The sequence below is a fragment of the Clostridium rectalis genome, assembly GCF_900626095.1.
Classification (GTDB): Bacteria; Bacillota; Clostridia; order Clostridiales; family Clostridiaceae; genus Clostridium_AS; species Clostridium_AS rectalis.
Window position 1 is genome coordinate 50,662 of sequence record NZ_UYZZ01000004.1, and the last position, 23,893, is coordinate 74,554.

General features: G+C 30.3%; 23 protein-coding genes, 4 tRNA genes and 1 riboswitch. Of the genes, 25 read left to right on the forward strand and 2 right to left on the reverse strand.

The features are described from left to right. Positions 1–12: 12 nt before the first annotated feature. From EJL03_RS07480 to mreB, 15 genes are all read left to right on the forward strand, one after another. A complete protein-coding gene (locus EJL03_RS07480; protein ID WP_125153350.1) occupies positions 13–375 on the forward strand; it encodes an ATP synthase subunit I in 363 nt (120 codons plus the stop codon). 19 nt (positions 376–394) lie between these two features. Continuing rightward, positions 395–1,075: a F0F1 ATP synthase subunit A gene (locus tag EJL03_RS07485; protein ID WP_125153351.1), complete on the forward strand. Its 681-nt coding sequence runs from the start codon at positions 395–397 to the stop codon at positions 1,073–1,075. Positions 1,076–1,115: 40 nt separating this feature from the next. After that, the gene (atpE, locus tag EJL03_RS07490) at positions 1,116–1,361 is read left to right on the forward strand and encodes an ATP synthase F0 subunit C (RefSeq protein ID WP_125153615.1); all 246 of its coding nucleotides are present in this window, start codon (positions 1,116–1,118) and stop codon (positions 1,359–1,361) included. Positions 1,362–1,407: 46 nt separating this feature from the next. Beyond that, positions 1,408–1,884, forward strand: coding sequence for a F0F1 ATP synthase subunit B (locus EJL03_RS07495; protein ID WP_125153352.1), 477 nt, complete (start codon positions 1,408–1,410; stop codon positions 1,882–1,884). Positions 1,885–1,886: 2 nt separating this feature from the next. Beyond that, a complete protein-coding gene (locus EJL03_RS07500; protein WP_125153353.1) occupies positions 1,887–2,426 on the forward strand; it encodes a F0F1 ATP synthase subunit delta in 540 nt (179 codons plus the stop codon). Positions 2,427–2,436: 10 nt separating this feature from the next. Continuing rightward, positions 2,437–3,951, forward strand: coding sequence for a F0F1 ATP synthase subunit alpha (gene atpA / locus EJL03_RS07505; RefSeq protein ID WP_125153354.1), 1,515 nt, complete (start codon positions 2,437–2,439; stop codon positions 3,949–3,951). Between the two features lie 20 nt (positions 3,952–3,971). Further along, on the forward strand, positions 3,972–4,817 hold the full coding sequence (gene atpG, locus EJL03_RS07510) for an ATP synthase F1 subunit gamma (RefSeq protein WP_125153355.1): 846 nt from the start codon (positions 3,972–3,974) through the stop codon (positions 4,815–4,817). Between the two features lie 28 nt (positions 4,818–4,845). Then, on the forward strand, positions 4,846–6,243 hold the full coding sequence (gene atpD, locus EJL03_RS07515; RefSeq protein ID WP_125153356.1) for a F0F1 ATP synthase subunit beta: 1,398 nt from the start codon (positions 4,846–4,848) through the stop codon (positions 6,241–6,243). Between the two features lie 11 nt (positions 6,244–6,254). Further along, positions 6,255–6,530 carry a F0F1 ATP synthase subunit epsilon gene (locus tag EJL03_RS07520; RefSeq protein WP_125153357.1) on the forward strand — a complete coding sequence of 92 codons (276 nt, stop codon included), beginning with the start codon at positions 6,255–6,257 and terminating at the stop codon, positions 6,528–6,530. A gap of 275 nt (positions 6,531–6,805) precedes the next feature. Continuing rightward, the gene (locus EJL03_RS07525) at positions 6,806–7,492 is read left to right on the forward strand and encodes a YwmB family TATA-box binding protein (protein WP_125153358.1); all 687 of its coding nucleotides are present in this window, start codon (positions 6,806–6,808) and stop codon (positions 7,490–7,492) included. 24 nt (positions 7,493–7,516) lie between these two features. Beyond that, the gene (gene murA / locus EJL03_RS07530) at positions 7,517–8,776 is read left to right on the forward strand and encodes a UDP-N-acetylglucosamine 1-carboxyvinyltransferase (protein WP_125153359.1); all 1,260 of its coding nucleotides are present in this window, start codon (positions 7,517–7,519) and stop codon (positions 8,774–8,776) included. A gap of 84 nt (positions 8,777–8,860) precedes the next feature. Further along, positions 8,861–9,898, forward strand: coding sequence for a stage II sporulation protein D (gene spoIID, locus EJL03_RS07535; RefSeq protein WP_125153360.1), 1,038 nt, complete (start codon positions 8,861–8,863; stop codon positions 9,896–9,898). 288 nt (positions 9,899–10,186) lie between these two features. Next, positions 10,187–10,912 carry a M23 family metallopeptidase gene (locus EJL03_RS07540; protein ID WP_125153361.1) on the forward strand — a complete coding sequence of 242 codons (726 nt, stop codon included), beginning with the start codon at positions 10,187–10,189 and terminating at the stop codon, positions 10,910–10,912. Between the two features lie 108 nt (positions 10,913–11,020). Beyond that, entirely contained in the window at positions 11,021–11,275 is a 255-nt protein-coding gene (gene spoIIID, locus EJL03_RS07545; RefSeq protein WP_125153362.1) for a sporulation transcriptional regulator SpoIIID, read from the forward strand. 99 nt (positions 11,276–11,374) lie between these two features. Further along, positions 11,375–12,406 carry a rod shape-determining protein gene (mreB, locus tag EJL03_RS07550; RefSeq protein ID WP_125153363.1) on the forward strand — a complete coding sequence of 344 codons (1,032 nt, stop codon included), beginning with the start codon at positions 11,375–11,377 and terminating at the stop codon, positions 12,404–12,406. A gap of 143 nt (positions 12,407–12,549) precedes the next feature. Here the strand turns inward: mreB and yyaC are convergent, their stop codons facing one another. After that, complete coding sequence (gene yyaC / locus EJL03_RS07555) at positions 12,550–13,092, reverse strand: spore protease YyaC (RefSeq protein ID WP_125153364.1); 543 nt, start codon at positions 13,090–13,092, stop codon at positions 12,550–12,552. A gap of 48 nt (positions 13,093–13,140) precedes the next feature. Then, a complete protein-coding gene (locus EJL03_RS07560) occupies positions 13,141–13,860 on the reverse strand; it encodes a PP-loop family protein (protein WP_125153365.1) in 720 nt (239 codons plus the stop codon). A 340-nt stretch (positions 13,861–14,200) separates the two neighbouring features. Here EJL03_RS07560 and EJL03_RS07565 point away from each other — a divergent pair. The 10 genes from EJL03_RS07565 (at position 14,201) to secA (ending at position 23,813) form a co-directional block, all read left to right on the forward strand. Continuing rightward, positions 14,201–14,276: transfer RNA gene (locus tag EJL03_RS07565), tRNA-Thr, on the forward strand. A gap of 5 nt (positions 14,277–14,281) precedes the next feature. After that, positions 14,282–14,367: transfer RNA gene (locus EJL03_RS07570), tRNA-Tyr, on the forward strand. Between the two features lie 18 nt (positions 14,368–14,385). Further along, positions 14,386–14,461, forward strand: a tRNA-Thr gene (locus EJL03_RS07575). A gap of 5 nt (positions 14,462–14,466) precedes the next feature. After that, positions 14,467–14,552, forward strand: a tRNA-Tyr gene (locus EJL03_RS07580). 161 nt (positions 14,553–14,713) lie between these two features. Further along, positions 14,714–14,816: riboswitch (SAM riboswitch) on the forward strand. Positions 14,817–14,889: 73 nt separating this feature from the next. After that, positions 14,890–16,065, forward strand: coding sequence for a methionine adenosyltransferase (gene metK, locus EJL03_RS07585; protein WP_125153366.1), 1,176 nt, complete (start codon positions 14,890–14,892; stop codon positions 16,063–16,065). Positions 16,066–16,216: 151 nt separating this feature from the next. After that, on the forward strand, positions 16,217–18,445 hold the full coding sequence (gene recD2, locus EJL03_RS07590; protein WP_125153367.1) for an SF1B family DNA helicase RecD2: 2,229 nt from the start codon (positions 16,217–16,219) through the stop codon (positions 18,443–18,445). 56 nt (positions 18,446–18,501) lie between these two features. Next, entirely contained in the window at positions 18,502–19,527 is a 1,026-nt protein-coding gene (locus EJL03_RS07595; RefSeq protein ID WP_125153368.1) for a hypothetical protein, read from the forward strand. A gap of 44 nt (positions 19,528–19,571) precedes the next feature. Then, positions 19,572–20,177, forward strand: coding sequence for a ComF family protein (locus EJL03_RS07600; protein ID WP_243108675.1), 606 nt, complete (start codon positions 19,572–19,574; stop codon positions 20,175–20,177). A gap of 431 nt (positions 20,178–20,608) precedes the next feature. Next, positions 20,609–21,139 carry a ribosome hibernation-promoting factor, HPF/YfiA family gene (hpf, locus tag EJL03_RS07605; protein WP_125153370.1) on the forward strand — a complete coding sequence of 177 codons (531 nt, stop codon included), beginning with the start codon at positions 20,609–20,611 and terminating at the stop codon, positions 21,137–21,139. Between the two features lie 163 nt (positions 21,140–21,302). Further along, positions 21,303–23,813 carry a preprotein translocase subunit SecA gene (secA, locus tag EJL03_RS07610; protein WP_125153371.1) on the forward strand — a complete coding sequence of 837 codons (2,511 nt, stop codon included), beginning with the start codon at positions 21,303–21,305 and terminating at the stop codon, positions 23,811–23,813. The last annotated feature ends 80 nt before the right edge of the window (positions 23,814–23,893 follow it).

A 23,893-nucleotide genomic window follows, 5' to 3' on the forward strand; every position in this document is an offset into this window, starting at 1 on the left:
GGAGTGACAAATTTGGCAGATGAACTTTTAACTATGTTAAAAAAGGTATTATTTTATGATGCACTTATTGCTCTCATAGTTGGTGCAATTACTTATTTTCTCTTGTATGATTATTATTTGTATATATTAGTTGGAATAATAACTGCTATTTTAAGTTTTTTCTTAAATGGTATAATTACTAACTATGTATTTAATAATAAAAAGGGTAATCACAAAATTATTATGACACTTAGCTCTTTATTTAGAGTTATCATAGTTTGTGCAATAGCTCTATTAATGTTTAACTATAACAAAATTAGTATATTCCCATTTTTATTAGGGTATAGTTTGCATTTTATTGGGATAATTTTATACTCATTTAAAATTAAAAATTAGTGTAGAAAGGGGGAATACGGTGGAAGCGTTAAAACCTATATTTACATTAAACTTATTTGGATATAGTTTTGGAGTAACTATTAATATTATAATTCAGTGGGCAATAATTGTCATAGTAGGATTATTATCATTTATTTTAACTAGAAATTTAAAAGTTATTCCAGATAAAAAGCAAAATATATTAGAAATATTTGTAGAAACTGTAAATAAACTTGTTAGAGAAAATATGGGAGAAAGTTACTTAGGGTTTGTTCCTTTTATTGGAACACTTATGTTGTACTTATTATTTATGAATTTAACTGGATTTATTGGTGTAGCACCACCAACATCAGACTATAGTATAAATTTAGGTATGGCGGCAATAACATTTGTTGTAGTACAGGCATTTGCTATTAGGAAAATAGGTATAGGGCATTACTTTGGAGGTTATTTTAAACCTTATGCTTTTATTTTTCCACTAAATATTATTGAAAGAATTATGTTACCAGTATCATTAAGTTTAAGATTATTTGGTAATATGACAGCAGCAGTTGTTATAATGGATCTTGTTTATAGTGCATTAGCAGGAATAAGTTGGATAGCGCAACTGGTAATACCAGTTCCACTTCATATGTATTTTGATCTTTTTGATGGAACTATACAAATGGTTATATTTGTTATGTTAACAATGATTAATATTAAAATAACAGCAGAACATTAAATAATTTTGAAATTTAAGGAGGAATTTAATTATGAATGGTATTGATCCAAAAGCTTTTATAGCCGGTATGGCAGCAATAGGTGCAGGACTTGCGGCAATAGGATGTATAGGAGCAGGTATAGGAACAGGTAATGCTACAGGAAAAGCTGTGGAAGGAATTTCAAGACAGCCAGAGGCTAATGGAAAAATTATGAGTGCATTGATTATTGGTAGTGCCTTTTCAGAAGCAACTGCTATATATGCAGCATTAATAGGATTGTTATTAATATTTAAGGTAATTTTATAAAAGTTATATTTGGTAAAATAAGCCTGAAGGGAGGCTTTGTGCTTAAATGATAGATATTTCTGAATCAATAGCTACTATAATTAATTTTATAATTATGTTAGTTGTAGCTACATACTTTTTATTTAAACCAGTACAAAAAATATTAAATACTAGAGAAAATGGTATAAAAGATAGGTTAAATAATGCAAAAGAGAATGAAGAAAAAGCTAATATTTTCAAGATGGAAAATGAAAAACTCTTAAAGAACTCAAAGAAACAAGGAAAGAGTATTGTAGAAGATTATAAAGTAAAGGCCGAAGAATTATATGATGAAATAGTAAAAGGTGCACATGAGGAAGCCTCAGTTATTATAGATAGAGCTAAAACTGAAGCTAATAGAGAAAGAGAAAAGGCTCAAGATGAAATGACAAAAGATGTGGTGGATTTATCTGTTTTAATGTGCAGTAAAGCGCTTGAAGAATCTATAGATGAGGAAAAACATAGAAGACTTATTAAGGACTTTATTACTAAGGTAGGTATTTAGTTATGTATGAATATTTGGATAGAAGATATGCTTTAGCATTGTATAAAGTAGCAGAGGAAAAAGGAAAAATTGAAGAATATAGAAGAGATCTTTTTGAAATAGTAAATATAATATATAACAATGAGGAATTACTTCAACTTATAAAACATCCTCAGATAAGTACTTCTAAAAAGAAAAAAATATTTATTGATATTTTTAAGGGGAAAATAGATGAAGAATTATTATCTTTTTTACTTATTTTAATAGAGAAAGACAGAATTTTGTACATTAAGGAAAAACAAAAAGAATTAGAAAAGATATATAGAGAAAAACACAATATGTTATTAGCTCATGTTAAGACAGTAATACCTTTAGACGAAGAAGATAAGAGTTTGCTTATAGGAAAGCTTGAAAAAAAATATCATAAAGATATTATACTTAAAGAAGAAATTGACAAAAGTATAATTGGTGGAGTGTATGTAAGAGTTGGAGATGATGTTATAGATGGTACTATAAAATCTAAAATTCATGATATGAAAAAATTAATGCTTAAAAGAGAATAGAGGTGATATCATGCATGTAAGACCTGAAGAAATTACATCAATAATAAAAAAAGAAATAGAGAGATATGAAAAGAAAATTCAAACAGAGGATTCAGGTACTATAATACAAATAGGAGATGGAATTGCTAGAGTATACGGATTAGATGATTGTATGGCAGGAGAATTATTAGAATTCCCTAATGATGTATATGGTATGGCACTTAACTTAGAACAGGATAATGTAGGATGTGTATTATTTGGTTCAGAGGAGGGTATTAAAGAAGGAGATGTTGTAAAAAGAACAGGTGAAGTTGTGGAGGTACCTGTGGGAGAGGAGCTTATAGGAAGAGTTGTAAATTCCTTAGGTAGACCTATAGATGATAAAGGGCCTATAAAAACAACTGAAAAAAGACCTGTAGAAATTCAGGCTCCAGGAGTTATAGAAAGAAAATCAGTAAATGAGCCTTTACAAACTGGAATTAAGGCCATAGATTCAATGATACCAATAGGTAAAGGACAAAGAGAGCTGATTATAGGAGACAGACAAACAGGTAAAACCGCATTAGCTATAGACACAATATTAAATCAAAAAGGAAAAGATGTTGTTTGTATATATGTAGCTATAGGACAAAAGCAGTCAACAGTTGCTCATATAGTTAATGATTTAAGTAAAATGGGAGCTATGGATTATACTATAATAGTATCATCTACTGCATCTGATTCAGCACCATTACAGTTTTTATCTCCTTATGCTGGATGTAGTATGGGTGAATATTTTATGAATAAGGGTAAAGATGTACTAATAATATATGATGATTTATCTAAACATGCAGTTGCGTATAGAACAATGTCTTTACTTTTAAGAAGACCACCAGGAAGAGAGGCTTATCCAGGAGATGTTTTTTATTTGCATTCAAGACTTCTTGAGAGAGCAGCTAGACTTTCTGATAAATTAGGGGGAGGTTCAATTACAGCTATTCCTATAATTGAAACTTTAGCGGGAGATGTAACAGCATATATACCAACAAATGTTATATCTATAACAGATGGACAGATATTTCTTGAATCAGATTTATTCTATTCAGGTGTAAGACCAGCTGTTAATGCAGGTATATCTGTATCTAGAGTTGGAGGGAATGCACAAATAAAAGCTATGAAACAGGTTTCTGGAACTTTAAGACTTGAGCTTGCACAATATAGAGAACTGGCTGCATTTTCCCAATTTGGTTCTGATCTTGACAAAGAGTCTAAAAGAAGATTGGAAAAGGGTAAAAGGTTAGTAGAATTATTAAAGCAGGATCAGTATAGACCCATGGAAGTAGAAGATCAGATAATGATTTTATATGCAGGTGTTAATAATCATCTAATGGATGTACCTATTGATAAAATAAAGAAATTTGAAAAAGAGTTTTTGGAATATGTAAATATTCATCAAAAAGAGCTTAGTAAAGAAATAATAGAACAAAAACGATTAACAGATGATATAAAACATAAGCTTGAAAGTGTTATTGAAGAATTTAAGAAGTCGTTTTTAGCAAAGGAATAACCCTTTGCAGGAGGTGAAACATGGCAGCTACAGGACTCATTGGAATAAAAAGAAGAATAAAATCTGTAACTAATACTCAAAAAATAACAAGAGCCATGGGGCTTGTTGCCACAGCTAAATTAAGAAAATGCAGAGAAAGATTAGATGAAAATTCTAAATACCATGCTTATTTTGAAGAAATTAAGGATAATGTAGTAGCATCAATGCAAAATAAAAGTATATATATAGATGATAGTAAAAACGGTAAAAATGTATATTTAACGATAACTTCTAATTTAGGTCTTTGTGGAGGATATAATATAAATGTAGTTAGTGAAACTATTAATCAGATACAAGATAAAAATAATTCCATTGTATTAGTAGTAGGTAAAAAGGGTAAGAGTTATTTTAATAAGTTTAAAATTAATGTGGATAAAGAGTTTTTAAGTGTATCTGAATTACCTGATTTACAAGATGTTAAAGATATAAGTAATGAATTATTACAAATGTTTCAAAAAGAGGATATCGCATCTGTAAATGTTGTGTATACAAAATTTATATCCACAATAAAACAGAAGGTAGAAGTTGAAAGATTATATCCTATGAAACTTTCTAAGGAAGTTAAATATAACAATTTTGAATTTGAAATAAGTACAGATGAACTACTAGAACAAATGGTTCAAACTTATACAAATGAAAAAATTTTATACTTTTTATTAAATTCTAAAGTTGCAGAACAGGCATCAAGAATGACAGCAATGGATGGTGCTACTAAGAATGCAGGGGATTTACTTGATAAGTTAAATACCCAATATAATAGGATAAGACAAAGTGCTATTACTGAAGAAATATCTGAAATTATTGGTGGTGCTGAGGCACAGAAATAACACCAATGATTTTTTAAGGAGGTGCAACATGGCAGGTAATGTAGGAAAAGTAGTTCAGGTAATTGGTGCTGTAGTGGATATTAAATTTGATTCAGAACATCTGCCTAATATATACAATGCCATAGAAATAGATTTAGGGGATAAAAAACTTATTACAGAAGTTGAACAGCATGTAGGTGATGATATTGTTAGAACCATTGCTATGGAAGCGACAGATGGAGTTAAAAGAGGATTAGAAGCGGTGGACACAGGTAAACCTATATCAGTACCAGTAGGAGAAAATGTATTAGGAAGATTATTTAATGTATTAGGTAACCCTATTGATGAATGCGGTAAAGTGGAAAATAGTGAGGTTTATCCAATACATAGAACAGCTCCAACGTTTGCTGAACAATCAGTAGAACCTGAAATGTTTGAGACCGGAATAAAGGTTATAGATTTATTAGCACCATATCAAAAGGGTGGGAAAATAGGTTTATTTGGTGGTGCAGGAGTTGGAAAGACTGTTCTTATTCAGGAGCTTATAAATAACATTGCAAGACAGCATGGCGGACTATCTGTATTCACAGGTGTTGGAGAAAGAACTAGAGAAGGTAATGATCTTTATAATGAAATGAAAGAATCAGGAGTTATAAATAAAACCGCATTAGTTTTTGGACAAATGAATGAACCACCTGGAGCAAGAATGAGAGTTGCTTTAACAGGGCTTACCATGGCAGAATATTTTAGAGACAAAGGTCAGGACGTACTTTTATTTATAGATAATATATTTAGATTTACGCAAGCAGGGTCTGAGGTTTCAGCTTTACTTGGTAGAATACCTAGTGCAGTTGGATATCAGCCAACATTAGCAACAGAGATGGGTGCTTTACAAGAAAGAATTACATCTACTACTCATGGTTCTATAACATCAGTTCAGGCTGTATATGTTCCAGCTGATGACTTAACAGATCCTGCTCCAGCAACAACGTTTGCCCATTTGGATGCCACAACGGTTTTATCAAGATCTATAGTTGAACTTGGTATATATCCAGCAGTAGATCCACTTGAGTCTTCATCAAGAATATTAGATCCTAGGGTAGTTGGTAAAGAACACTATGAAGTAGCAACAGAGGTAAAACATATATTAGAAAGATATAAGGAATTGCAGGATATAATAGCTATTTTAGGAGTAGATGAACTTTCAGAAGAAGATAAAGCAGCAGTTGCAAGGGCAAGGAGAATACAAAGATTTTTATCGCAACCTTTTACTGTAGCAGAACAATTTACAGGTATGGAAGGTAAGTATGTTCCTGTTAAAGAAACAGTTAGAGGATTTAAAGAGATTTTGGAAGGTAAGTATGATAATATTCCAGAATCAGCATTTTTATTTGCAGGAACAATAGATGAGGTTGTTGAAAAGTCTAAGACAATGATTGATGATTAAGGAGAAAAATTATGAATAATAATATGAAACTTAAGTTATGTACTCCTTATAAAGAATATTTTAATACAGATATAAAAAAGATAATTACAGAAAGTATTGGTGGGAAAATAGAAATTTTACCTAGTCATTCTAATTTTATTACAGTATTAAAACCCACTAATACAAAGGTTGAGGATATTAAGGGTAAAGAATATAACTTTTCTAATTCAGCAGGTATTATGCAGGTTGAAAATGGAGAAATAAAGATTGTATTTGAAGAAATTCATATGGATAATAATAATGCTTAACACATAATATTTGAATAGATAGATGAAGATATTGTACCACATCCAGAAAAACACACTATATTGGTTTATATAGTGTGTTTTTCTATTTTTTAAACTATTCAAAAACATTATAAAACCATGGTTTTTTGTAACATTTTCTTGTTTTTTTTATATATTATTAATATATTTAGTGAATAACTTTAATAGGAGATGTCCATAATTTAATTGTGAAAGGTAATTTATGGATTAGTACTTTTTATTAAATTATGGGGGGGAAGCTATTTTATAGCAGAATTATGAGAAAGAGAAATTATTTATTATTAGTACTATTATTTATCATATCTTTATTATATTTTACTTTAAATAAACCTGATACAGAAGTTAGTTACAATTTGTTTAACAATATTTTAAAAAAAACTGAGAGTAAGGTTGTAGAATATGGTATAATTGCAAGCTCTAAAGATTTTTCAGAGGGGGAAGTTACTTGTAATAACCTATTTAACCAATTGCATATTTCTAATAAATATAAGAAAATATCAAAAAATGATAAAATATATTGTTTGGATTTTGAAAGTGATAAGATTAATGGATATATTAAGAGCACAAAATATGAAGGATACAATATTATAACACTTAAAATTATAGAAAAAAATAATGAAAATAAGTTAGAAGAGTTGGAATTAAAAACCCAAGAAGTACTTAAAAACAAGGATTTAAAAATTTCTAAATATTTAAAATCTGAAATTAAAGATAATAATTTAGAAAAAACTAATAAAAAAATAGTAAAAATTTTAGAAAATAATAGTGTAGCAAATATTGACACTGTAAAAATAAATAATGGATATAGTACTACAGCATATACAGGAAAATTCCACTCATTTGGTAGTAAAAATAAGTTAATAGATTTTAATTTTGCAGTATGTAGTTATAGTTCAGGAAGTTATATTTTAATGGGAACACCGGAGATATTCATTTCCTATTAGCAATTTTTATATGGAGGATTAAAAATGGATAAAATTGTGGTAAAAGGCGGGAACACTTTAAGTGGAGAAGTGAAAATTAGTTCAGCCAAAAATTCAGTTCTTCCTATTATTGCTGCTAGTTTGTTAAGTTCAGATAAATGTATTATAAATAATGCTCCTATGTTAGAGGATGTATTTGTGATTAGTGATGTTTTAAGGTCTGTTTCAGCAGATATAGATATAGACAATACTAGAAATAAAATTGTTATAGATACTTCTTCAATTTGTGATTGTGAACCCTGTGGTGAGTTAGTTAGAAAACTTAGGGCTTCATTTTTGATTATGGGACCTATGATATCACGATATGGTAAGTTTAAAATTTCTTTGCCTGGTGGGTGTAATATAGGTACTAGACCAATAGACCTTCATTTAAAAGGTTTTAATGCATTGGGAGCAGATATAAGTGTTGGACATGGATATGTAGAAGCAAAAGCTAAGAAATTGGTAGGCAATAATATTTATTTGGATTTCCCTTCTGTAGGTGCCACTGAGAATATTATGATGGCAGCGGTAATGGCGGAAGGAGAAACAACTATAGAAAATTGTGCAGAAGAACCTGAAATAGTAGATTTATCTAATTTTTTAAATTCTATGGGAGCTAATATTATTGGCGCTGGAAGCGATACTATAAGAATAATAGGAGTAAAAGAACTAAAAGGTACTAATCATATACCTATATATGACAGAATTGAAGCTGGAACTTTTATGATAGCTGCAGCAATTACAAAAAGTAGATTTAAAATTAATGGAGTAAATGAACAGCATTTAAAACCTATCATTGCTAAGCTTACAGAAATGGGAGTAGAAATAAAGGTTCATGGAGAAAGTATGATAGTTGATGGCACAGGTGACCTTATTCCTATTGATATTAAGACTATGCCATATCCTGGTTTCCCAACGGATATGCAAGCACAAATGATGGGACTACTTTGTTCAATAAAAGGTACTAGTGTAATAACTGAAACTATATTTGAAAATAGATTTATGCATGCAGTTGAAATGAAAAGAATGGGTGCAAATATAAAAATTGATGGAAGGAGTGCAGTAGTAGAAGGAGTAAAAAGATTGACGGGTTGTCAAGTAAAGTCTACAGATCTAAGGGCAGGAGCTGCATTGGTGTTATGTGGATTAGTTGCAGATGGAGTTACAGAAGTTACTGATGTATACCATATAGATAGAGGATATGTAAACATAGAAGAAAAATTAAAGAATTTAGGGGCAAATATATACAGAGTATGCGGATAAAAAATTAAGTAATAAGGAGGTAAAAGTTCTCATATAGTTAATATATATACTATAATACCTTGGATTAAAAAAGGAGATAACTATATGAGAAAAGATGATTTTTGGTTATATATAAGGAGATTTTTTATAAGTACTGTAATAAGTATACTATTTATTACAGCACTTTCATTTTTACTTATAAGAGGAGACAACTCTAATGGGTTAAAAGGTATAAAACAAATTGGGTTTAAGGCAAAAGATATTAAAAGTAAGAAGGAAGATAGGGTATATAAGATAAAGTTATATAGAACTAAGGAAAAAAAAATAGAGAAAATAGATTTAGAGGAGTATATAAAAGGAGTTGTATCTGGTGAAATGCCAGCTGAATTTCATATAGAAGCACTGAAAGCTCAAGCAGTGGCTGCGAGAACTTACGCTCTAAGTCATGTAAATGCTTATGGTGGAAGGAATTGTAGTGCTTCAAACGGAGCAGATTTATGTGATTCTACTCATTGCCAAGTATATATGAATAAAGATGTTAGATTATCTGGCTGGCCAACTAGTAAAGGAAAAGATTATTGGAATAAAATAGAACAAGCTGTTAATGAAACAAAAGGACAAGTAATAAAGTTTAATGGGAAAATAATAAGTCAACCATTTTACTTTTCAACCAGCAGTGGCAAAACAGAGGAAGCTTCAGAGGTTTTTTCATCAGCAGAACCTTATTTAAAAAGTGTAAAAAGTATAGGTGATGAAGCATCACCTAAGTTTAAAACATCATTTAAGTACTCTTACAAAAGCTTTTCTAATATAATAAATGGTTATTATCCTAAGTCAATAGCTTCTAATAATAGTTTAAAAAATAATATTAAAATAAAAAATAGAACAAAGGGTGGAAGTGTTAAAGAATTACGATTAGGGAAGACTACAATATCAGGTGTAAAGTTTAGAAGCATGTTGGGACTTAATTCCGCTAATTTTACGTTTAAATTTAATAAAAAAGATATAGAGATTATATGTGTAGGCTATGGACATGGGGTGGGTATGAGTCAGTGGGGAGCTAATGCCCTTGGAAAGTCTGGTAAAAAATTCAATGAAATATTAACCTATTATTATAATGGGGTATCAATAGAAGAGTTTTAAACTGTGAGATATTTTTCACAGTTTTTTTCTTTATATAGGATAATATTTTGAGTGTTTTTTAGTTTCAATAAAGGATTTTTAAACTTGTTTTAAGAGGTCATTGGTATTTAAAAATACTAATGGCCTAATTATTTTTAAAGTTTTAAGGTGTATTTTAAATTGGGACATTGAATTTAAATATTAAATAGAAGTTTTTGTCAAAAAATGATGGAATAAAATAGAAAAAATATATTTAATTTATGTATTATTTACTAATCTCTGGACAAACTACAAAAAGGAGGTGTTGATATGGATAAAAAATATTCTAACAAATTTTCAAATTTTTTTAAGAAGGAGGTTTTCTATGTAGCATTATTCTTTTGCTTATGTATTTTAGCAGCTGTAGCTATTGTTACAACAAAATATTCAAAACAGGCTAAAAAACTTCCATCTCAGCAACCAAGTGTTGTTCAGAATCAATCGGAAAAGGAAACAGCTAAAAATACGGAGCAGCCATACAAGGATTATGATAATGCTCTACAAGTAAAGGAAAAGGCAAAGGCAAAGTCAAGTACTGCTAAGAAAAATAATGATAAGACTGCAGCAGTATCAAAAACTACAGATACAAAATTTGCAAAGCCTGTAGAGGGGATTTTAGCAAGGGCATATTCAGAGGAACCTGTATTTTGGAAGTCTACTAACAGTTATAGACCTAACTTTGGTATGGATATTAAATGTGAAGTAGGAAAACCAGTTTTTTGTGTATTAGATGGAAAAATAGAAAATGTTCAAAGTGATAGTTCTGATGGAGTTAAAGTTACAGTAAATCATCAGAATGGCTTAAAAACAGTGTATTCAAATCTTGATCCAAAGGTAATTGTTAAAAAGGACCAAGTAGTTAAAAAGGGAGACAAAATAGGTGCAGTAGGTAAAACTACAGTAAGAGCTTTATATGAAACATATGGAGATCATTTACATTTTTCAGTATTAAAAAATGGTGACTTTATAAATCCATCAAAATATATAAAGTACTAGAGGTTAGCCATTTTCCGTATTTTTTATCGGAAAATGGCTAGCTAGATGTAATTTAAGTGTGAGTTACTGCATATTTATAAATAATAGAAGGGTTAAGGAGGTAGCGCTTTGAAAGACTACATCGAAGAAAGAGTTTTAGAGGTTGCAAATTATATTATAAGTTCAAAAGCCACAATTAGAAAAACAGCCAAGGTATTTGGAGTTAGTAAAAGTACAATACACAAAGACATGACAGAAAGGTTACCTAAAATAAATCCTCAAATTGCCAGAGAAGCCAAGATTATAATGGATTATAATAAATCGGAAAGACATATAAGAGGTGGAAAAGCAACAAAAATGAAGTATAAAGCTATTGAAGGTTAATCACATTCCTATTATAATAAATATATGTTATAGTAAGAAAATATTTCAAATTTTTTTCTGTAATATAAAATATCAAAAGAGTGGGTGTGAGAGATAGTCATGTTTTTCAGTGTAGGAACAGATATGGGCATAGATTTAGGTACAGCTACCGTTTTAGTATATGTAAAAGGTAAAGGGGTAATGTTACAAGAGCCTTCAGTAGTAGCTATAGATAAAAATAATAATAGGGTTTTGGCAGTAGGAGAAGAAGCTAGACAAATGATAGGTAGGACTCCGGGTAATATTGTAGCTTTACGTCCATTAAAAGATGGGGTAATTTCAGACTATGATTTAACGGAGAAAATGTTAAAATATTTTATAAGTGGTGTTTGTGGCAAGAGAAAAATGGTTTCACCAAGGGTGGTTGTGTGTATACCATGTGAGGCTACTGAGGTTGAAAAGAGAGCTGTAATAGATGCAGCTAAAAATGCAGGAGCTAAAAAAGTATTTTTAATAGAGGAACCTTTAGCAGCAGCCATTGGAGCCGGGTTAGATATAACTAAGGCTAGTGGATCTATGGTAATAGATATAGGAGGAGGTACAACAGATATAGCCTTAATCTCATTAGGCGGAATTGTTGTTAGATCTTCTATTAAAGTTGCTGGAGATACCTTTGATGAAGCCATTATAAGGTATGTTAGAAAAAAACATAAATTAATGATAGGTGAAAGAACGGCAGAGAATTTAAAAATTAATATAGGATCTGCGTACAAGCATGAAGAAGAAACAACTATGGAAATAAGAGGAAGGGACCTGATTACAGGACTTCCCAAAAATATAGCAGTATCCTCAGAGGAAATGAGGCAAGCATTAAGAGAGACTGTAAACGCTATTGCTGAATGTACTCATTCTGTTTTAGAAAAGACTCCACCAGAATTAGCAGCTGATATAGCTGATAAGGGTATAATTATGACAGGAGGAGGAGCTCTTTTAAATGGACTTGGTAAATTAATAGAGGAGGTTACTATGGTGCCTGTTTCTGTTGCTGAGGAACCTGTGTCTTGTGTAGCTATTGGTACAGGTAAAATGTTAGACTTTCTAGATAAAATGGATACAACTTTTAGTGGAGAGGATATAACATTGATTGATTAAATAAAAGCAAAGGGATAACCTTTGCTCTTATTTTATTTAAAAGTAAATCTTTGTGCTTGATACAATGTATTTATAAAATTTTAAAAGGTGTATTTACATACTATTAAATAGATACAGTAGTTATTTTATAATTGAGATTTTAATTAGTAATTGAAATAACACTTATCTGAATAATAAAGGTAATGGGCATGTAACATTGCATCTGTGATTGCCTTTGCCATATTAAGAATTAAATTTAATCTTATAGTATTGTTATTAAATATATTTCCTTCAGATGCATCTACGATTCCAATTATAGAGGCATCCCCCACATTAGGAAGTGATTTACCTACACCTTTACCTGGATGTACGGGGTAATCCCTTGATTGTATTTCACCTATGTTATCTGTATCACCTAAGCAGGCGTCAATTCCAATTATATTTCTATCTGGATAGGTTTTTTTTATTCCATTTAATTTTTCTTCAAGATTTAAGGCATGTATTGGATCTTCAACAGTTCCAAACACTGGTAAAGGAAAATGTCTTTCTTTTAATAAGGTGCCCACTAAAGGACCTAGACAATCACCAATACATCTATCTGTACCTATACATACAATTACGGTTTTATCATTAATATAATCTTTAATGAAGTAAGCAATTTTATAATAGCATAAAGGGTCATTGAAATGTGCTTTGGCTTTATTCAATAGTTACACCTCCTATAATTAATTTATATGAAGGTTAACTACCTAATATTAAAATTTATTTTTATCCCAAATACTTAATTGCGTAGTGTTAGTTAAAGAAGTTAGTAAATGGTTCTTTAAGCCAGGGATATCTTTTTCTAATGAATATAGTAAATCTTTTATATATTGTCTTTTGGTGAAGCCGTTAGCTGGACAAGGATTTTCAATTATAGGGAAATTATTTTTTTTAGCATTGCTCTTTATATCTAATTCATCTATGTATACCATAGGCCTAATCACGGTAATATCCTTTCGGTCTAAATATGTTTTAGGAGAAAAACTATTTATTCTCCCTTCATAAAACATTGACATGATTAAAGTTTCAATTGCATCATTTTTATGATGGCCTAAAGAGACTTTATTACATCCAAGTGTTTTAGCAGTATCATTTAAAATTCCCCTTCTTAAATTTGCACAAAGTGAACAAGGATTCTTTTCTTTTCTAATATCAAACACTATTTCTTTTATATCGGATTTTATTAAATGAAATTCAACATTTAAATCATTACATAACTTTTCCATAGGTGAAAAGTCTGCACCAGTTCCTGGATCTATGGTTATAGCTATTAGTTCAAACTTTTCTGGAGAAAATATTTTGTAGGTGCTCATAAGTTTAAGTAATGTTATACTGTCTTTACCACCAGAGAGACCCACGGCTATTTTATCATCGTTTTCTATTAATTTAAAATCATTAATGGCTTTTCTAAATTTGCTTAATAGTTTTTGCATTTTAATCTCCTTATCTAAAATAAAAGTATAAACATAATTATAATATAACCATTTTTATAAATAAAGATATATTAATTTGGTAAAAATATATTTATTAAAGCGTGATATGTTATCAGTAAATAAGCTTATATATGAACCAAAGATATTAGGAATATTTTAGGACAAATATTTAACAAACAAATGATATGTATATCTAAAAAGGAGAAAAATACAATAAAATTAAGAAATAATGAGAAGAATTGCTGTAAAAGCCTATAAATGAATTTGAATTTTAAATAGGATGACGGTATACTATTTCTTGTCGAAAGGATGCAATACGTCCTAAAAAACAAAATAATATGCTGACATGGCTCAATTGGCAGAGCAGCTGACTTGTAATCAGCAGGTTGTAGGTTCGATTCCTATTGTCAGCTCCATATGTGGAGGAATTCCCGAGCGGCCAAAGGGGGCAGACTGTAAATCTGTTGGCTTTCGCCTTCGATGGTTCGAATCCATCTTCCTCCACCACATTTTAAAATTTAATATGCTGGCATGGCTCAATTGGCAGAGCAGCTGACTTGTAATCAGCAGGTTGTAGGTTCAATTCCTATTGCCAGCTCCATTTATGGAGGAATTCCCGAGCGGCCAAAGGGGGCAGACTGTAAATCTGTTGGCTTTCGCCTTCGATGGTTCGAATCCATCTTCCTCCACCAAAGGTACTTTTAAGTACCTTTTTTATTTTACTGTTAATGGTATAATAAATGCAAATATATCATAGAATATTGTAAAACGGTTTATTAATTTACATAACTTTTCAATTGACACTTTGATTCTATTATGCTACTATTACTTAGTAATAAAATTATATAAAAAGCTCTTATCAAGAGAGGTGGAGGGAAAGGGCCCTATGAAACCCGGCAACCAGTATTTTAGTACTACGGTGCCAATTCCAGCAGAATTTTTCTGCAAGATAAGAGGATTGAGAAATCAAATACCTCTTCTTGTTGAAGGGGTTTTTTATTTTATATGAGGACAAAGGAGGCAAAAATTATGAGAAAATTATTTACATCAGAGTCTGTTACTGAGGGCCATCCTGATAAAATTTGTGATCAAATTTCAGATGCGGTATTAGATGCTATACTTGAAAATGATTCACATGGAAGAGTTGCTTGCGAAACAACAGTGACGACAGGGATGGTTTTAGTTGTAGGAGAGATAACAACTAATTGTTATGTTGATATTACTAAAATTGTAAGAAACACTTTAGAGGAAATTGGTTATACTAGAGCAAAATATGGATTTGATAGTAGTACTTGCGCTGTATTAACATCTATAAATGAGCAATCACCTGATATAGCTATGGGGGTCAATGAAGCATTAGAATCAAAACAGGGAGAGATGAATAAGGATGAAGCAATAGGAGCAGGAGACCAAGGAATGATGTTTGGCTTTGCTACTAATGAAACTGCTGAATATATGCCTATGCCAATAGCATTGGCTCATAAGTTATCGAGAAGATTATCAGAGGTTAGAAAAAATGGTACATTAGATTACTTAAGACCAGATGGTAAAACCCAGGTTACAATAGAATATGAAAATGATAAGCCTGTAAGAGTAGATACTATAGTTATATCCACTCAGCATAGCCCAGATGTTACAAAGGGACAAATAGAAAAGGATTTAATGGAAAATGTAATTAAGGTTGTTATACCAGCTGAATTATTAGATGAAGGTACTAAATACTACATAAATCCAACAGGTAGATTTGTTGTGGGAGGACCTCAAGGGGATGCTGGTCTTACAGGAAGAAAAATAATAGTTGATACTTATGGTGGATATGGCAGACATGGTGGTGGAGCATTCTCAGGAAAAGATCCAACTAAAGTTGATAGATCTGCTGCTTATGCGGCTAGATGGGTTGCTAAAAACTTAGTAGCTGCTGGTGTGGCTGATAAATTGGAAATACAAGTTGCATATGCGATAGGAGTTGCTAAGCCAGTGTCAATATTGGTAGATACATTTGATACTGGAAGAGTATCAAATGATAAAATTGTAGAAATAGTAAATAAAGTATTTGATTTAAGACCTTCTGCTATTATTAAGGAGTTGGATTTGAGAAGACCTATATATAAACAGGTTGCAGCTTACGGGCATTTTGGAAGAACAGATTTAGATCTTCCATGGGAAAAGTTAGATAAGGTTAAAGATATAAAAAAATACTTATAAAATATAGATAAAACCAGTAGCATTAAGCTACTGGTTTTATTTTAGTACAAACTTATAGTTTTATTGAGAAAAATGTATGTAAAGCTTGTATACATGGGATAATTATAATGTGATATGCTATAATATATAAAAAAGAATTAGGGGAGATTTTATGGAAGAGATACAGGGAATTGTAGACTCCATAATATTTAAAAATGAGGAAAATAGTTATGTAGTTGCAAAAATAAAAGAAGAAAATAATATAATAACAGTTGTAGGATGCATGCCTTATATAACAGAGGGACAAAATTTAAGGATAGAGGGACAGTGGGTTATGCATCCACAATTTGGACAACAATTTAAAATTGAAACTTATGAAGAGATTGTTCCTAATACTGAAAAGGGCATAGAAAGATATTTAGCTTCAGGGGTTATATCTGGGATAGGGCCTGTAACTGCAAAAAAAATAGTAGAAAAATTCGGCCAAAAGGCATTGGATATATTAGAAACCGATGTGGAGAAGTTAAAGGAAATAGAAGGAATAGGAAATAAAAGAATAGCATTAATCTATGAGTCATTTAGTAAACAAAAAGAGCTAAAAAATATTATGATTTTTTTTCAAAATTATGGTGTAACTATTAACCAGTGTATAAAGATTTATAAAAGATTTAAAGAAAATTCTATAAACATAGTGAAGGATAATCCATATATACTTACAGAGGAAATATCAGGGATAGGGTTTAAAACAGCGGATAAAATAGCTAGAAGTATAGGAATAGAACCTAATTCCCCCTTTAGAATAGAAAGTGGTATAAAATATGTAATTAATCAATTTTGCGGTTTAGGAAATACTTATATGCCCATGGAAATACTAATAAAAAAATGTTTAGATGTTTTATTAGTTTCAAAAGAGGATATAGAAAAAAATATAATACAAAATGCTTTTGAGGGAAAAATTAAGATTGAAAATGTAGAAGGCAAACAATGTGTATTTACAATACCATATTATTATTGTGAGTTAGGAGTTACTAAAAAAATTATAACTTTATCATTGTGTAAATATGATGAATTAGAAATAAATATGGATGAGGAGATACAAGAGTTTGAAGCTAATAATAAAATTGAATTTGCATCTTCACAAAAAGAGGCTATAAAAGGGGCTTTGTGTAATGGAATTGAGATAATTACAGGGGGACCAGGTACAGGAAAGACAACTATAATAAACTGTATAACTGATATTTTTGAGAAACATGGATTTAAAGTTTTTATGGGTGCTCCTACTGGTAGAGCTGCTAAGAGAATGTCAGAAGCCACAGGAAGGGAAGCTAAAACTATACATAGGCTTTTAGAAATGGGGGCAGGTGAAGAAGAGGGAAATATGTTTTCAAAGTCAGAAGATACTCCTTTAGAGTGCGATGTAGTTATAATAGATGAGGCTTCAATGATTGATATACTACTTATGCATAATCTACTTAAAGCTATTTCTATGGGTACTAGAGTTATAATAGTTGGAGATGTAGATCAACTCCCATCCGTAGGGCCAGGAAATGTATTAAGAGATTTAATTGAAAGCGGTTGTGTCAAAGTAGTAAGATTAAAAGACATATTCAGACAATCTTCTAAGAGTATGATTACAATTAATGCACATAAAATAAATAATGGAGAAATGCCAAAACTTAATGAAAAAGATAAAGATTTTTATTTTATAAACTGCCAAGATAATAATAATATATTAGATATAATAATTGGGCTTATAGCCAAAAGACTCCCAAATTATAATAAGGATTGGAAGGCTTCAAAAGATATACAAATTCTTTCTCCTATGAGAAAAGGGGTTTTGGGTATAGAAAATTTAAATAAAAGGTTGCAAGAGGTGCTCAATCCACCCCATAAAAATAAAAAAGAAAAGGTAATTAGAAATAGTATATTTAGAGTTGGGGATAAAATAATGCAGACTAAAAATAATTATACTATTAAGTGGAAAAGGGTTTATGGAACGGGTGAAAATGAAGGGGTAGGTGTATTTAATGGAGATATTGGGTATATAAAAGATATAGACGAAGAAAATGATAGGGTTACTATTGTATTTGATGAGGAAAAAAAAGTTATTTATGAGGATACATATTTAGATGAAATAGAACTAGCTTATGCTATAACAATACATAAAAGCCAGGGAAGTGAATTTCCAGTAGTAATTATGCCTACATATATGGGGCCACCGTTACTCATGAATAGGAATCTTTTATATACGGGAATAACTAGAGCAAAAAAGTTAGTTGTAATAGTAGGAGTTATGAATGCTATGAAATTTATGATCGAAAATAATAAAAGCTTTGATAGATATTCTCTTCTTAAATGGAGAATAGTGGATGTATTAAACAGTGATGCCATAGAAAAATAGATTTTTAAATTTTATTTATAGAGAAATAAGTAATAGATAAATTGGAGTGTATTATTATGTTTGCTTATGAAAATTTTAAATATAATCTAAACACCAATAAAGTTGAAGTTACAATAGATAAATGGATTAAAGGTAAGGATAAATTTTTAAATATAGTTACTGTACCTTATAATACATCAGAAATATTTATAAAAGGCATTATAAATTATACAAATTTAGGTAAAAAAATATTGTATATTACTAATGAAAAAGATGGATGTATAGAATTATTAAATGAAATTAAAAGGAACACTTTATTTAGAAAGTATTCCTATGTTAGAAGTGGTTCTATGAGTTTTCATACTAATTTAATAGTGTGCAATTTTAAAGTGGCACTAAATATTAGAGAAAAATTTGATTTAGTTATATATGATGATATAAGAAGTATATCCAAATATGAAAGCTGTGATATTGCTAAATTAATTGTTACACTTGGAAGTGATGAGACTAAATTTATTGCGTACTCCACAGATAAAATATTTAATAGAGGCAAAGAATTACTATTGCCAGTAAATAAAGATAAAAATCCAATCATTGAACCAAGAATAATACTTACAAAGATAGATTTAAATAAGGATATTCCTTATTTAGTATATGAATATATTAAATGGTGTAGTCAGTGTGAAAGAAAAGCTGTAATTTATGTACCAGATAAAGATAAATTAGATAATGTGTTTAATTATTTAAATATTTATTGCAAAAGACTAAGAAATAGTTTAATATATTTTTCTTTGGAAGATACTGATTTGAAGATTTTAAATAATTACATGAAAATGAAAAATAGTATTATTATAACAGATGACTTAGAAGAAAGGTTATTTGAAATAAAAAATGTGGATGTAATGGTGTTTTTTGCAGACAATAGAGCGTTTAATTATAAAAATTTAGTATACTTTTGTGGTAAGGCTGGCGGAAAAGATAAAAGTGGGAAAGGAGAAGTAATTTTCTTAGCTAATGAAAATACATATCATATGGATAAAGCTAAGGAAGTTACAAGGCGTTTTAATAAAGAAGCGTGGGATTTAGGATTATTAAATATGTAAATTATATTAAAGATTGTCTTTGCTCTATTGTATATGATAATGATTTGAAGTGTGCACTATGTAGAGATATTACAAAGGATTCTTATTTATGCAATTTATGTAAGAAGAGGTTAAAATTTTGCAATGAAGAATTCACAATAGAAAGTTATAACTATAAATTTATATGTAATAGTGTATGTTATTATTCTTACAGTATGCTTGAGTTGATTTTAGCATTAAAATATAAAAGTGACTTTAAGGCAGGAGAAGAAATAGCAAATCTTATGATAGTTAAAATAAAGGAAAAGGATATACCTGTAGATGTAATTACTTATGTTCCTTCATCCCATAAAGCTTTGAAAAGTAGAGGATATAATCAGAGCAGATTTTTGGCAAAGAATATAGGAGATAAAATTAATAAGCCTGTATGTAGTTGTTTAAAAAAGTCAAAGGGTACAAAGGATCAAATAGGTTTAAGTGGAAAAGATAGATGGAATAATATAAAAGATTCCTTTTATCTAAAGGGTATAAATAAAATTAAAAATAAAAATGTTTTACTAGTTGACGATGTTATAACCACTGGAGCTACAGCTTTTTATTGTGCGAAGACTTTATCTGATAGTGGTGCAAAGGAAATATTTATCTTGACTGCAGCCAAAAGTGATGTATAATTTTTAGTGTATTAAGTTAGGTCTGTGGTTGAAAGTCGAAGCCAGTCGCAGGCAAAACGATCCACGTAAGTTAAATAAAATGTTTAATGATCATGGTGCGGCTTAGAAGTAAGTCCTGCCGTTTTATGCGAGAGGGTAAGTAGTGAGGGGTTAATTCCTAGTAGCAAAAGCTCCAGCAGGCGAGTGTGGGGTCAAAGATCAGGTCAGCTGACTTAATAGTTTGAAGTCTTTGTTGTAAAACAAAGGCTTTAATTTTTAGTAAAATTAATTAAATGTAAAATAGTTAGAAAATTAAAATAAATGAAAGTTTAATTTATTTAATATTTTGTAAATTTAGAATAATTAATCTTGTTATTTAAGCTATTAAGTATTAGAATATAAGTAACAAAACAAACATTACTCTATATAGAGTAAAGAGAGGGGCTGAAGATATGAGAATAACTGTTACAGGAAAAAATATTGAAATTACAAAAGCATTAAGAGGCGTTGTGGAGAAAAAAATAGAAAAGCTAGAAAAGTATTTTAGTCCTGATGTAGAGGCCCATGCTACATTAAGTGTTCAAAAGGCTAGACAAATAATAGAGGTTACAATCCCTTTCAATGGAGTAATATTAAGAGGAGAAGAATCTACTGAAGATATGTATGCTTCTATAGATTTAGTAGTTGATAAATTAGAAAGACAAATAAGAAAACAAAAAACTAAGTTACAAAGGAGATACCATGAGGGCGCTTTAAAGTTCCAATTTATACCTGATATAATACAAGAAGAAGGGGCAGAAGAGCCTAGTATAGTAAGGACTAAAAAATTTGCCATTAAACCTATGTCAGCAGAAGAAGCTGTTTTACAAATGGAACTTTTAGGACATAACTTTTTTGTATATGAGAGTGCAGATGACGGAGAGGTTAATGTTGTATATAAAAGAAAAGATGGAAACTATGGTCTTATAGAGCCAGAATTTTAAATAAAAGGGAGGTTATACCTCTCTTTTTTATTATTATATTTATGAAAAATTTACAAATTAACTAAGTATTTGTTTTCAGATAAGTTGAATAGCATTTAATTAGATGTTATAATCTATAAGGTATACTATATTATAGAATTTTATAATAGCGAGGATGAAAAGAATGGGAATATTGCAAAAAATTTTTGGTACATATAGCGACAGAGAAGTTAAAAGAATCATTCCAATAGTAGATAAAATAGAGACCCTAGATTCATCAGTGCAAGCTATGACTGATGAGCAGTTAAGAGCTAAAACAGATGAGTTTAAAGAGAGATTAAAAAACGGTGAAACATTAGATGACATATTAGTAGAAGCATTTGCTGTAGTAAGAGAAGCAGCCTATAGAACTATAGAATTAAAACACTATAGAGAGCAGTTAATAGGAGGGGTTGTCCTTCATCAGGGAAGAATAGCGGAAATGAAAACAGGTGAAGGAAAAACATTAGTAGCTACAGCTCCTGCGTATTTAAATGCTTTAGCTGGAAATGGCGTTCATATAGTAACTGTAAATGATTATCTAGCAAAAAGAGATAGGGATTTAATGTCACCAGTATATGAGTTTTTAGGTCTTACTGCTGGAGTAATACTACATGATTTAGATCAAACACAAAGACAGGAAGCATACAACTGTGATATAACTTATGGAACAAACAGTGAATTTGGTTTTGATTATTTAAGAGATAATATGGTTGTTTATAAAGAAGAGAGAGTTCAAAGAGGATTAAGCTTTGCAATAGTTGATGAGGTAGACTCTATATTAATAGACGAAGCCAGAACACCTCTTATTATATCAGGTCAAGGAGAAAAGTCCACTGAATTTTATAAAGTGGCAGATTATTTTGCCAAATCATTAATAAAGGAAACGGATTTTACTGTAGATGAAAAGGCTAATTCTGTAATACTTACCGATGAAGGAGTTAAAAAGGCGGAAGCATATTTTAAAGTGGAAAATTATGCTGATTCAGATAATATGGAAATACAGCATCATGTGGTTCAGGCATTAAAAGCTAACTATATGATGAAGATGGATAAGGATTACATAGTAAGAGACGGAGAAGTAATGATAGTTGATGAATTCACTGGTAGAGTTATGGAAGGAAGAAGATACAGTGATGGATTACATCAAGCTATAGAAGCTAAAGAAGGGGTTAAAGTTGAAAGAGAGTCCAAAACTTTAGCTACTATAACTTATCAGAATTATTTTAGAATGTTTAAAAAATTATCAGGTATGACAGGTACAGCGCAAACAGAAGAAGGAGAGTTTAGAGAGATATATGGACTTGATGTAATAGTAGTTCCAACTCATAAACCTGTTATAAGAATTGATCAACCTGATTTAGTTTATAAAACTGCCAAGGGAAAATTTATGGCTATTGTTGATGAAATAGTTGAAACACATAAAAAAGGTCAGCCTTCACTTGTAGGTACCGTAAGTATAGAAAAATCAGAGCTTATATCTGAAATGTTAAAGAAAAAGGGTATTAAACATCAGGTTCTTAATGCTAAATACCATGAAAAGGAAGCTGAAATAATATCTCATGCTGGTGAATACGGTATGGTTACTATAGCTACGAATATGGCAGGCCGTGGTACAGATATTAAACTTGGAGAAGGTGTAGTAGAAGCTGGTGGATTAAAAATAATAGGAACAGAAAGACATGAATCAAGAAGAATTGATAATCAGCTAAGAGGACGTTCAGGACGTCAAGGTGACCCAGGTGAATCAAGATTTTATGTATCATTGGAAGATGATTTAATGAGAATATTTGGGTCAGAGAAATTAAAAGGTGTTGTAGAAAAATTAGGTCTTGGCGATGATGAAGCTATAGAAAGTAAAATGGTAAGTAATGCTATAGAAAATGCACAGAAAAAGGTAGAAGGAAATAACTTTGATATAAGAAAAACTTTAATTCAATACGATGATGTTATAAACAAACAAAGAGAAATAATATATAAACAAAGATCCCAGGTTCTTGAAGGGGAAGACCTAAAAGAACAAGTGGAAGAAATGATAAAAGGATTAATTTATTCTGCAGTTGATTCACATATATCTGGGGTTGAGGAAGAATATGAAAGAGAACTTGGAAATCTCATAGGATACTTAGAAGATATTTATTTACCAAAAGACTATATTAAGGTGGAAGATTTAAGCAAATTATCTAATGACGAAATTAAAGAAAAACTTTATAGTATAGCATTCAATATGTATAAAGAAAAAGAAGAAGAATTTTCTTCAGAACAAATGAGAGAAATAGAAAGAGTTATTCTTTTAAGAGTTGTTGATACAAAATGGATGGATCATTTGGATGATATGGAGCATTTAAAGCAGGGAATAGGCCTTAGAGCTTATAAGCAACAAGATCCTGTTCAAGCATACCAGTTTGAAGGTAGCGAAATGTTTGAAGAGATGATTTATAACATAAAGGGTGAAACTATTAAGTATTTATTCCATGTTCAGATACAAAGGGCTCCAGAAAGAGAAAGAGTAGCTAAAGAAACATCAACAAATTATGATGGTTCAGATGGAACAAAGAAACAGCCAGTGAGAAAAGAAAATAAAGTGGGAAGAAATGACCCATGTCCATGTGGTAGTGGAAAGAAGTATAAAAATTGTTGTGGTAGAGAAGCTTAATATAGGATAATAAGAATGGAGAATTTAAAGTTATAATTTATAAAAACTTAGTTCTCCATTTTATTTATGAAACAATAAGG